General features: G+C 57.3%; 6 protein-coding genes. 4 read left to right on the top strand and 2 right to left on the bottom strand.

Annotated features, from left to right (window positions below):
• Positions 1-189: 189 nt before the first annotated feature.
• The 3 genes from KB449_RS32355 (at position 190) to KB449_RS32345 (ending at position 4747) form a co-directional block, all read left to right on the top strand.
• Positions 190-2037: an S-layer homology domain-containing protein gene (locus tag KB449_RS32355; RefSeq protein WP_282912277.1), complete on the top strand. Its 1848-nt coding sequence runs from the start codon at positions 190-192 to the stop codon at positions 2035-2037.
• Positions 2038-2198: 161 nt separating this feature from the next.
• Entirely contained in the window at positions 2199-4037 is a 1839-nt protein-coding gene (locus tag KB449_RS32350) for a glycosyltransferase (protein WP_282912276.1), read from the top strand.
• The gene (locus KB449_RS32345) at positions 4034-4747 is read left to right on the top strand and encodes a glycosyltransferase (protein ID WP_282912275.1); all 714 of its coding nucleotides are present in this window, start codon (positions 4034-4036) and stop codon (positions 4745-4747) included. Before KB449_RS32350 ends, KB449_RS32345 begins: the two co-directional genes overlap by 4 nt.
• Positions 4748-4794: 47 nt before the next feature.
• On the opposite strand, the gene KB449_RS32340 is transcribed toward KB449_RS32345, so the two are convergent.
• Entirely contained in the window at positions 4795-6864 is a 2070-nt protein-coding gene (locus KB449_RS32340; protein WP_282912274.1) for a methyltransferase domain-containing protein, read from the bottom strand.
• 148 nt (positions 6865-7012) lie between these two features.
• Complete coding sequence (locus KB449_RS32335; RefSeq protein ID WP_282912273.1) at positions 7013-10897, bottom strand: S-layer homology domain-containing protein; 3885 nt, start codon at positions 10895-10897, stop codon at positions 7013-7015.
• A gap of 173 nt (positions 10898-11070) precedes the next feature.
• Between KB449_RS32335 and KB449_RS32330 the strand changes: the two genes are divergently transcribed.
• Positions 11071-12246, top strand: coding sequence for a response regulator (locus tag KB449_RS32330; RefSeq protein WP_282912272.1), 1176 nt, complete (start codon positions 11071-11073; stop codon positions 12244-12246).
• The last annotated feature ends 125 nt before the right edge of the window (positions 12247-12371 follow it).

Below are 12371 nucleotides of genomic sequence, written 5' to 3'. Positions count from 1 at the left end.
TCGCAGCCATCGGTTCCGTTTAATTTAGTACCAATATAGCACATCCCCCACTTTAAAAAGCAATCCCGCCCTCTGTTCAGCGAATGTTCAGTGTAGGTTGCTAGGATGATAGTACGTACAAAATTCGTCAGGATTCTTCAAATTTGGTTTAGGTCAGAAGGCTTATTTTGATCGAAGGAGAGAGAAATGGTGAGAGACAAGCGTAGAGCCGTCATGACAGGGCTCAGCATGGTTATGATTCTGTCGAATGCGGGGCAAGCCGCGGCTGCAGCGAAGGACTTTTTTAAAGATTTGCAGCATGTGCCATGGGCGGAACGGCAAATCAATAAAATGAGCATGCTGGAAGTTGTCGAAGGCAGAGGGAGCCAGGTATTTGATCCCGCCGATAAGGTAACCAAGCAAGAAGCGCTCATCATGGTCATTCGGCTGATGGGCGCCGAGAGCCGCCTCGAGACAGGCGTTACCGGCTACCCCGTCGATGCTTGGGCCCAGGCTTATGTTAAATTGGCCTTGCAGCTTGGTTTGGTGGACGAGTCCGAAATAGCTGGAGGCTCCGTTGCAACTTGGGGACGTGCGTCCGTCCAGCGCGTATGGGCGACCCAATTGATGGTCAAGGCCGTCCAGCATGGCAATGACGATCTGGCGCTGTACAGCTCGTTATCCAAGTTTAACGACTGGTACAAGGTATCCCAGGAGATGCTGGCGTACATCAACCTTGCAAGCGAGCTGAAGATCGTCGACGGCTTTCCGGACGGCTCCTTCAAACCGCTCGATCTCGTAACTCGCGGACAAATGGCCAAGATTCTTACCGCTACGCTTCCGTATCTTGCCGGCAGCGAAGACGGCGCCAAAGCCGGGCTCGTAAAATATGGGGTCATATCCGCCATCAAAGGCAATGTCGTGGAAGTCAACATCGATGGCGCCATACAAAGCTTCCAGCTTGACGATAATACGTTTATTTACGGCAAGGACGGCAAGAAAGCAGCCGGCGCAACCGCCCTTAAAGTCGGCCAGCCGATCTCCCTGGTGGCGGACGGCAACAAGATCGGCCTTATCGAAGTGACCGACAAAGCGCTTAGCACTGCGGCTTTTGCATCGCAGCTGAAGGTGCTGGCGGAAAAAGCCGAAGCGAGCAAAGGGCCGAAGGGCGATCCGGGCGTCACAGGAGCAACCGGCGCCGCGGGCATTACCGGCACTACCGGTCTGCAGGGCCCGCCGGGAAGCCCCGGCGAAAATGGCGTTACCGGCGCTACTGGCATCACAGGCGCTACGGGCACGCCAGGCGTTACGGGCGCTACTGGCGTCACCGGCACCACGGGCGATCCGGGCGTTACCGGCGCTACGGGCGTCACCGGCGTCACGGGCAGTCCGGGTGTCACTGGCGCTACTGGCGTGACCGGTGTCACGGGCAATCCGGGTGTCACTGGCGCTACGGGCGTCACTGGCGTAACCGGCAGCCCGGGAGTTACCGGGGCCACGGGCGTTACAGGCGCTACGGGCGATCCGGGCGTTACCGGCGCGACAGGCGTCACCGGCGTCACGGGTAATCCGGGCATTACCGGCACTACAGGCGTCACTGGCGTAACCGGCAGCCCAGGAGTTACGGGGGCCACGGGCGCTACGGGCGATCCGGGCGTCACCGGCGTCACCGGCAGCCCTGGAGTCACGGGAGCCACGGGCGTTACCGGTGCTACGGGCGATCCGGGCGTCACCGGCGCTACGGGCGTAACCGGCGTCACCGGCAGCCCTGGAGTCACGGGAGCCACGGGTGTTACCGGTGCTACGGGCGATCCGGGCGTCACCGGCGCTACTGGTGTTACGGGTGCTACGGGCAATCCGGGTGTGACCGGCGCTACGGGCGTAACCGGCGTCACCGGCAGCCCTGGAGTTACGGGAGCCACGGGCGTTACCGGTGCTACTGGCATGACCGGCGCTACTGGCATGACCGGCGTTACCGGCGCTACCGGCGCTACCGGCGTTACCGGCGCTACCGGCGCTACCGGCGTCACCGGTGTTACAGGACCTTCAGGCGTTTAAGATTGCCTATTAACGGAAATTTGCCATTACAAACTCGTCCACGCTACGGATTCATCCTGCGCGTGGACGCTTTATTTTAAAGAAGCAAAGACACCCTGGACAAAATTATTTTTGATCTGGGATACTAGCAGAATAGAGACTCTCTGTAACGGAGGTTCGTCATGAGATCCGTAAGTATTGTTTTGCTCGCACAGCACGAAAATCTGGTTGAGGCGTGCTTGGCTGCGTTGCACAATCGGACGATGCGGCCTTATGAACTCATCGTCGTCCTTGCGTCCGGCGCAACCGCAATTGCCAAAAAAGTCGGGACCCTGAAGGATGTAAATACGCTGGTGGTACTCGCCCCCAAAGATTTTAGCGTAGCGGCCGGCTATAATCTCGGCGCAGCACAAGCCCGGGGAGAAGTGGTTGTCTTCATGCGGGATACGGTTGCGGTCGGCAAAGATTGGCTGGAGCCATTGGTCGATTGTCTTGAAGCGCATCCGGAAGCCGCAGCCGTCGGACCTATGAGCCATGGCGTAAGCGGTGCCCAACATGCCGTGGGGGACGTCGAAGAACTGCTCAAGCTGGATCGTATAAGCCGGGAAGCGAACAGAAAGGAGCGGCGCGCCTCCAGGCTGATCGGTCTGACAATCGCTTTTCGCAGTGCCGCGCTGGCGCAATTGGGCGGATTCGACGAACGATTCGAAGGCGAGAGTTACGAAGACGACGATCTATGCTATAGAGCGCTGCTTGCGGGCTATTCCCTGTATATTGCCTGCGGAAGCTTTGTCGCTTACAACTCGCCTTACCTGACGATACCCGAATCGGATGCTTTCAGCGTTAACATGATCAGGAACAAGCGGGTGGCCCTGGATAAATGGGGAAGCGACTTGACCGAGCTGTTGATAAACTGGAAATTGCCCGCGACGGTCAGTCTGTGCATGATCGTTAAAAATGAGGAAGGAACGCTGGATCGCTGCTTGTCCAGCGTCGCGAATCTTGTTCAGGAGATTGTCATCGTCGATACGGGTTCGACGGATGCCACGAAGTTAATTGCAGCTCGCTTCGGGGCGCGCATCTTCGATTTTGAATGGGTGGACGACTTCGCCCAAGCAAGAAACTATGCCTTTGACCAAGCGACGCAAGACTATATTCTATGGTTGGACGCAGATGACGTCCTCCTGCCTAAAGATCAGACGGCATTCGCAGCATTGACGGCTGCCATGCCCACCCAAGCCGATGCGATATCCATGCACTACCATCTCGGAAAGGATGAGTACGGGAACGTGACAAGCAGCCTTCGCCGGCATCGTCTCGTTCGTCGCAGCATGAACTTCAAGTGGATCGGGATCGTTCATGAGTATTTGCAGGTACACGGCCATATCGTTCATAGCGAGATTGCCGTCACGCATGACAGAGTGCATGGCCATTCGGACCGCAATCTTCATATTTATGAGCGCAAGCAACGTTCAGGCGAACCTTTTAACCCAAGAGATACCTACTACTATGCCAACGAACTGTACGATCACGGCTTGTGGGAACGTGCTGCCGAGCAATATGAGAAGCTGTTGGCCGAATCGGAAGTCTGGGTGGAGGACAGGATCGGCGCTTGCGGACGCGCGGCTGAAAGCTACCACGCGCTGGGTCTGACGCAGCAGGCCAAGATCAAGGCGCTTCAGTCCTTCGCGTATGCGTTGCCCCGCGCCGAAAACTGTTGCCGGCTTGGGTCGTTTTATTTATCCGAGGAAAATTACAAGGAAGCGGCCTGGTGGTACCGGTTGGCCACCGAAGTCGAGATGCCTTCGGATTCCTCCGCGCTGCTCCAGCACTCGTGCTGGACCTGGCTGCCGCGTCTGCAACTATGCGTCTGCTACGATCGCATGGGAGAATATGCGCTGGCCTATGAAGAAAACGAACAAGCGGCTGCCTATATTCCTCGCGACTCCCGGATCCTGGCGAATCGCACCTATTTGCAAAGCCGTCTCGGTCCAGGAACAAATACTGGAGGGACACCATGAACGCGACCGCTCCGCAAGCGCGAATAACGCTCTCTATGATCGTCAAGAACGAATGCGGCAGATACCTGGAGCAAGCGCTGAAGAAACACAGGGAATATATCAGCAACGCCGTTATCATCGACGATGGCAGCACCGATCGTACGGCGGAGACATGCTTGAAGCTTCTGGAAGGCATTCCGGTCAAGCTGGTACGCAATCCCGTGTCGCGCTTCCAGAACGAGATCGAACTGCGGCTCCAGCAATGGGAGGAGACGATTGGCGAGAATCCGCAATGGATATTGAATCTGGACGCAGACGAATGGTTTGAAGATCGGTTTGCCTCCGACATTCATCGACTGCTTGCGGGGGAGCAGGCGGATAGCCTCTGTTTCCGGTTATATGACTTCTGGAACAAGGAGGCCTATCGGGACGACGAATACTGGCAAGCCCACCATTACTACCGCCCGTTTCTGCTTCGATATCGACCGGATTTCGACTACCGCTGGCGCGCTACGGCCCAGCATTGCGGACGATTTCCGGAAAATATATTGGCGCTACCGTCGGCGAAGTCCGAACTCCGGCTGAAGCATATGGGCTGGTCTTCGTCCGTAGACCGGGAAAACAAGTTCATTCGCTATATGCTGCTCGACCCGAATGGGGAACACGGCTGGAGAGAACAATACCTGTCGATTATGGATGAGCACCCCGCTCTTGTCGCTTGGTCGGATTAACGAGAAGAACCTCCTTTCCGTATGGCGGATCGGAGGTTCTTGTGCGCTCAGGACGCCGGACGCTTGGCTAGCAGCAACCGGATACATTTAATCTCGGGCCCCCACATCGTGGTCGAGATCGCATTGTCCGGTTCGTCAAAGTCATGCATGCCTGCAAAACGCCAACCAACGGCATCCATCTGCGCTGCAAACATCTTCATATCGACGTTTGGATAATCAACGGTAAGCACGAGCAAGCCGTCGTTCTTGAGTACCCGGCGGAACTCTTCCAGCGCGCCTCGCAATGTCCGCTCGTCGACATGCTCGAGCACGGAGATACAGAAGACTTTATCGAAGAACTGATCTTCATACGGCAAGCGCGTCATATCGCACTGCGTAAACTGTATTCGGTTGAAAAGATCAAGATCGAATTCGGACTTTGCCCGCGGACTGACCGAATCTGCGATATCGTCCAAAATAGCGGATCGCGAGAGAATCCGAGGATCGAGATCGAATGCGTAAGTTGCAGCCGTGCGGGATGCGGCAAAAAATTTAAATGGATGACAGACGCCGCTGGCTGCATCGAGAACCGTGTCCTCCGCGGTTAAAAACCTGGAGGCCCAGGCATATTCATAACGCCGGCTCCACCATGCTTCAGGCAGCTCATAAGTAAAATGAAGCATGAACGCGTCGTCCTCTCGTATAAATCGGGACATGGCGTCCTCATCCGATAGCCCACTTTTCGCGATACGCGCTTCCGCCTCTTGAGGTTCCGGCGTTGAGGCCTCCATGACCCTTTCCAGAAATTCTTTATTTGAAAGCATCCCGGGATGGCGGGGGTCAAAACGCAAGCCTTCATTATTATAATAGTAGGCCAGATTGCGGTCTCCGAGATATTCATAGCACAAGCACAGCTGGATATAAGGCTTCCAGGTCCAGGCTGCCGGATCCGGAGAGTCCGCCTCGGAGAACGGCCTATAAGCCTTCGTCGCCTGCTTGTACCAAATGGCGGCTTCTCTCCAGTCTTCCCGATCCATGCATTTGGCGCCCAACCTGCAGTACAGCTCCGCCCGCTTATGGTTCAGCAGTTCCCTGAGCAGAATTGCCCTGCCTTCGTCGCCGTTTCCTCTTCGCGAATGAAAATCGTCAAGAAAAAGGCTGGCATGCGCCCGATGTACGGGCACCGTATCCGCATCTCCCAACGCCAGATATTGCTGCATGCGGTACGCTGCCGCGATCTCATAACCGAAGCTTGCCAAACGAAGCGCATCGTCATAGGGAGAAGTCGGGCTGCCTGCAGCTTCTGTCACTTCACCCGCAAGACATTGCTCTACGAAAGCCGGCATCCCTTCCAGATCCGTGCCGCGATACAAGTGATAGGCCGGATGCGTCGTCTCGACGTACAGTTTCAAGCCAAGCGCCGATGCGCGAACGCAAAAATGCCGATCCTCGCCCCAGTAGCCTAGATTCGAAATTTCGGCAAAGGATACGCCTGCTTCGATCGCTTCTCTGGATATCAGCGTGCAAGCGCCCAAGCCGCCTACTTCATAAACGCCAGGCATTCGGAGCCGTCCGTAAAACAACTCGGTTTCCAACGCCTTTTGCGCTTCTGTTGGCGTCTGGCGGCGTTCAAGCGGATATTGCTCATATTCGCCATGAAGCCAAACCTGGGGCATGGGGCGCGTCCCCGGCTGCCAACTGGTCCAAAAAACATTGGAGACGATTTCCTTGTTCGCCAGGACAAGTCTCTGAAGCGTCTTGGGATGGAGTATAAGGTCGGAGTCGATTAAAAATACGCCGTCGAATCCCTCGTTCCTGGCAACGGAAAGGATCGAATCCTTATAGGCGGCCACTTTCCAAATAAGCGCTTCCTTCCAGATATGCGTGTATTCGTTGCGGTAATTATCCGGCTGATGGTCTCCATCGGCCTCCCCGCCTTTGACAAGACGGACCGAAGCGTATCGGCCAGCGAATCGCTCCAGCAGCGCCGAGGAATCCGGTTGTTCGTTGTCGTCGATAAAATAATAGCTAAGATCGATGCCGCTTAGGTCCATTCGCTCAAGCGATGCAAGGAATGCTTCGAGAACGGGGGCTTGCTGTCTAACGGGACTGCCTAATAATAGTCTGGTGACGGTCATAGTGGGACCTCTATTCTTCGCTTCCGCCAAAGTTATTTTCAGATTAACATAAAATATCCGACGAAAAAAATCGTTTGATCCGACAGGCCGGACAAGAAACGGGACGAGGCAGGTAATATCCCGTTCGTCCCGTTATGTCGGCTGCCCCTTATTTGCCCCACTGCTCCAGACCTGTTTCGTACAAGACATAGCTGTGCGTAACCGAAGCTTCCATAATATCCGAATACGCCCAGTTCGTGTCGGGTAGATCGTTCCATACCGAAGGCACGCCTACCGTCTGGCCGGGGCTTCGTCCCAGCAGCTGGTTGAACACCTTCACCGCTTCGGCCCTGGTGACGGCCTGGTCGGGACGGAAGGTGCCGTCTTCGTAGCCTTGCATGATTCCTTGAGCCTGGACGGCCGCGATCGCTTCGTTCGCCCAGTGCGTGCCGGTATCGCTGAACGAGGACGCCCCGCTCGCAGGCGCCTTCCAGCCGTACAGATTGGACAGCGCCTGCGCCAGCTCGGCTCGCGTCACTTGGCCTTCTGGCTTGAATAAGCCGCCAGCGTAGCCCTTCATCCAGCCCTGTGCGGCTGCGGTACGGATGCCGGCGGCCGCCCAATGCTTGGCGGACACGTCCTTGAAGGCGACTGCCTTATTGCCTGTTTCCTTTTGCGTCATCGTCCGGGTCAGGACAGCAGCCAGCTCCGCCCGGCTCACGCCCTTGGCCGACTTGAAGCTGCCGTCCGGATAGCCCTTCATATATGCCTCGTGCGTGCCGGAGCCGCTGGCCTTCGGCATCATCTTGAAGCTGTATTCGACGATGGCCTGGCCGACGTGGATATTGCCGTCCTTTAAGTAGCTGTCCTCGCCATGCTGCTCGCTGCGCGTATCCAGGCGGCTGTCGAACGTCACGTAGCCGTCCCTTTCGCCCAGAATGTAGTAGTCGCCGTCCGGATAAACCATCCACCCGTACTTGCCGCCGTCCGTGCTGATCTGCGGATCGCGATTCTGATTTGGCGCGAAATCCGGCAGTTCAGGCAATTCGACCAGCGCGCCGGGCTTGCGGCCCTTCGACTTGTTCAGCGCAGTGTCGCTCCAGTGAAGCGTCGTCTTGACGCCATCCAATGTCTTGCCTGTCAAAGCATCGGTAACGATGCCGTACGGATCGATAAGCTCGGAAGAGATCGTTGCGTTGCCCGCGGCGTCGATGGTCAGCTTCGCAATCTTGCCCGCGAGCTTGTCGCCGTCGGGCGCGACAACGTTAAGCACGAGCTTGTAAGTGCCTGCGGCAAGCGATGGCAGCTGAATCGGCTGCCCGCTCTTGATCGTCACTGGTGCATAGCCAAGGCTTTGGCCGTCTGCGGACAGCAGTTGCCCAGTGAGCGCGAGTCTAGACCCGACGAGCTTCGTAAGCGGATCGCTCAGTAACGCACCCTTGTCGTCCACGACGTTAAGTGTGACGGACTTGACGGAAGGGGACACGGTCGTCGGCGCGCTGCCGACCGCGATCGTATAAGCGAAGCTGGCAACCGCGCTTCTGGTCATTCCGTCTTTCCATGCGATAGCCCGGATGGTCTTGGCGGCATCGATCACGATCGGCCCCTCATAAACCGGACTGTCGGCCGTCGGCTCGGCGCCGTCCGTCGTGTAGCGGATCACGGCGCCGTCGGTCTGCGAAGCGAGCGCAACGGCGGTGCCCGAGGCTACCGCACCCGCAGCCGGCGAAGCCGTGACGGCTTCAACTTGCTCCAACGCCGCAACCGGCGATGCGTTCGAATCGCCCGCGCGGCTACCGCCGACGACCGCAAGCTTGAATAGATAGGCAGTGCCCGTCGACAGTCCCGTCACGGTCGCCGTGCCGGATGCGTAATCAAGCGGCTGCAATGTGGTTGCCGTCTCCCAGCTCATTCCGCCGTCGGCGGATACGAGAACGACAACCTGCGACGCGCCGGACGGCTTGTCGAAGCCGAGCAGCACCTGGTCGCCGCTCCTCGCGGCAGACAGATTCGAGATCGGCTTGGGATACACTTTGACCGTCGACTTCTCGCCTTCCAATTGATCCGCGTATGATACGTAAGGCCTGCCTTCGAAGTCGACCGCAAGCGATATGTCGTAGGCGTCGCCGCCGGAAAAATCCGCGCCGCCTACGTCTACCCATTCAGTGCCGCTCCAGCGCAGCACGCTCACCGGGCCCCCGCCCTCGTTGCGTTTGGTGTAGGCAACATAGGGCACGCCTTGACTGTCTACCGCAATCCGCAGCGCGTCCGCGCGCGGCGCGATGCCCGGAGATCCGATCTCTTCCCAGTCGCTCCCGTTCCAGCGGATGACGCTCGGCTTGCGGTTGGCATTCGTGTCGTCGAAGACGGCGTATAACGCGCCGTCGATCGGGCTTGCGGCCAGCGAGATACGGAATGCCGCCGAATGGGGCGAACCGAAGCCGGAATAACCCATATCCGTCCAGACGCCGCCGACAAGCCGGTACACGAATGGTTTGTAGCTGCTGTACGAGCCGTCCGGGATCGCGGAGTAGCCGACATACGGTATGCCGTCCTTGCCGATGGCTAACGACAGGCGCTGGACACTGGTCTCGGGCGTAAACTGAGCGGCACCGGCCGGCTGCCAGCTACCATCGGAGAACTTCGCTACGGTGATGGCGCCGCCGAGCGGGCCGGCCAGATCGCGGTAGGCGACGTATGGACGGTTCGCGGCATCCAGCTTAAGATCGGGCAGATCGGCCTCTCCGATGCCGACTTGTCCAACGGTCGACCATGCCGTTCCGTCGAATTTGCGTACGGTCAGCAGGCTGTCAGCCGATGCCGTGTACGCAATATAGGGACGGCCGTAGCTGTCGAGCGCGAGCGAGACGCTTGCTGCCTGCTCGTCGGACGCCTCGGTGCCAACGGACTCCCATGCCGCGCCCGTATATTTTTTAACGATAATCTTGCCCGTCATCGCTTGATCGACATAAGCGATATAAGGAACGCCTGCGGCGTCTAAGACAAGCTCGGTATCGCGCACCAGCTGTCCGCTGAAGCCCGCGTCCCCCACCAGGCGCCATCCGGTATCCGGCAGCGTGTCAGCTTGCGCCGTATTGGAGACGCCGCCCTTGAAGCCGTCCTTGACGATCAGCCGGAACTGATAAGACGTCTCCGGCTTAAGTCCGGTCACGACGGCATCGTTCGAATACTTGTCCAGCGCGCCGGCGTCCGCGACGGTCCAGGTCGCGCCTTCATCCTCCGACTGCTCCAGTACGACTTCTGTCGCGTCGGGAGACTGGCCAAAAAAGACGTGCGCCATCGTGTCGGTCGCGAATTGCACGTTTAAATTTTCGTGCGGCTCCGAGACCCATCCATCCAGCACGAACGGCACGATCTGCCCGTCGGTCCGCTGGGCGCCGCTCCAGTCTGTGACTGCGATGTCGGTACCGGCATGCTGAAGGCTGTATATAACGCGGGAGCTCTCGACGACTCGGGCGGGCTGGTAGGTATCGGTGACCAGGTTGTTCGTACCCTGTCCTTCCGGCAACGGCTGTTCGTTAACGCCAACCAAACTTACCCGCGCGGCATCTGCGTCCGAGGTTCCGTATACGACCCAGTATTGGCGATCCCGGTACAGCTTGGCCGGCTGTTCAAGCGAAATGTAAAAACGGCTAAACGGATTCGCCGGACCGCCCAAATCGATCTGATCGTCCAGCTCGTAGCTGCCGAGGGCGCCGCCAAGCACTGCGCCCGGCTTGCCGTCGTCGTCGCTGAAGATCGCGACCGACATCTTGGCCTTCGTAATCGACGGACGGCTTTCATTTTCATACTTGGCGTTCAACATCACGGCACTGATCTCGCCGTAGGCGTTATTGATGCGGAACGGCGTAGCCACATAGCTGCCTGACGGCAGCGACCGGTATGCGGGAACCGCAGGCGGATTGTCGGAATTCAATGTGTCGTAAAGCGGTACGAATTCTGCCGATGCAGCCGGCAGGCGGACAAACGGCAAAATGAGCGCCAAAGTCAGCAATAGGGCCAACGGTCGTCTGAGCGTAGCGAAGTTTTTCATTGTAGATGCAGTACCCTCCTGTTGATTCTGACTATCGCTCTTCCATGATAACAACCGACTCTGGACATTCTCTGAACAATATTCGACGAAAATCCTGAATTCATGTCGAAAAAAGAAACTAAATATGGTAAAAAGGAGGTACTAATTTTTTCTCCATGAATGGGGCTGTCCACTTGTTGAGAGCGATAGTCATAGACGACGAACAGCCTGCGATCGACTTGCTGAAAATATTGCTCGCCTCGGATGGGCGAACCGAAGTCGTAGCCGCATTTCGGCGCCCCTCCGAGGCGCTTGAGCAGGTAGGCGAATTGGCGCCGGACGCTATATTTCTGGATGTTCATATGCCCGGCATGAGTGGCCTGGAATTGGCCGAACGGCTGTTCGAACGCTATCCCGGACTCGAAGCCGACATCGTCTTTGTTACCGGCTACGGCCATTATGCCATCGAGGCTTTTCGCCTGAATGCGATCAATTACCTGCTCAAGCCCGCGGACGAAGGGAGAGTCAGGCAAACGGTAGACCGCGTGCTGAAACGAAAGCTCAGCGCCCATTCTAACGTTCAAAGCAATCTAACTGGCGGAAAATCCGCACCGACGCCCCAGGACGAATATACGGCCGTCAAGGGATTTGGCGGCTTCAAGATCGAGTCTCGGTATTCCCTCCCGCTCAAGTGGCGGACCGCCAAATGCGAAGAGCTCGTTGCCTTTCTGGCGCTGTACAGCGATCATCCCATGTCCAAATGGGAGATTATCGAACAGCTCTGGCCCGACCTCGATGCCGACAGAGCGCTGACGATGCTTCATACTACCGTCTACCAGGCGCGCAAGGCGATAAAGGCTTCTAAACTGCATGCCGACCTGTCGTTCTCCTCCGGCAAATATCGTCTGTCATGGTCGGGAGACCCCGCGGACTTTAAGCGTTTTGAAGCATTTTTCATGAACCATTCGAAGGTGGACGATTACAACGCCCAAGCGTTCGAGCGCATGCTCGCTATGTATGCGGGAGAGCTTTACCGGGATATGGACGTGCTATGGTGCATCGACAAACGCGAGCGCCTGCTCCTTTTGTATCTCGATCGCTCCCGGCAATATTGCCGCTATCTGTTAAACAAAGGCAACGATGAAGTCACGGAACGCAAGCTGAGAGAGCTGCTCCGGCGCTATCCGTTCGACGAAGGCTTCCACGAACTGATGCTGGGCTTGCTGGAGAGGCGAGGCGACCGTGCCGGTTTTATCCAGCACTATCATCGACTGAGCGATATACTTGAAAGGGAATTCGGTCTGCAGCCCGGCGATGGAGTCAAGCAGTTATACCAGGATGTTTTGAACGCCGGAAAAGCCTCGAACTGAGACTTCTTCGTCAGCCGGGAGGGCTCCTATCATCGATCTTACCTTACGTGCATTACGCGCATTACGCGCAAACAAGCCTCGACTCGTATTTATAATCGCCGTGCTTGTCTACGCCGCAACCTTCT

It is taken from the genome of Cohnella hashimotonis (assembly GCF_030014955.1).
Taxonomy (GTDB): Bacteria; Bacillota; Bacilli; order Paenibacillales; family Paenibacillaceae; genus Cohnella; species Cohnella hashimotonis.
The sequence above is the reverse complement of the archived record's forward strand: the minus strand, read 5'-3'. Positions and strand labels throughout refer to the sequence as shown.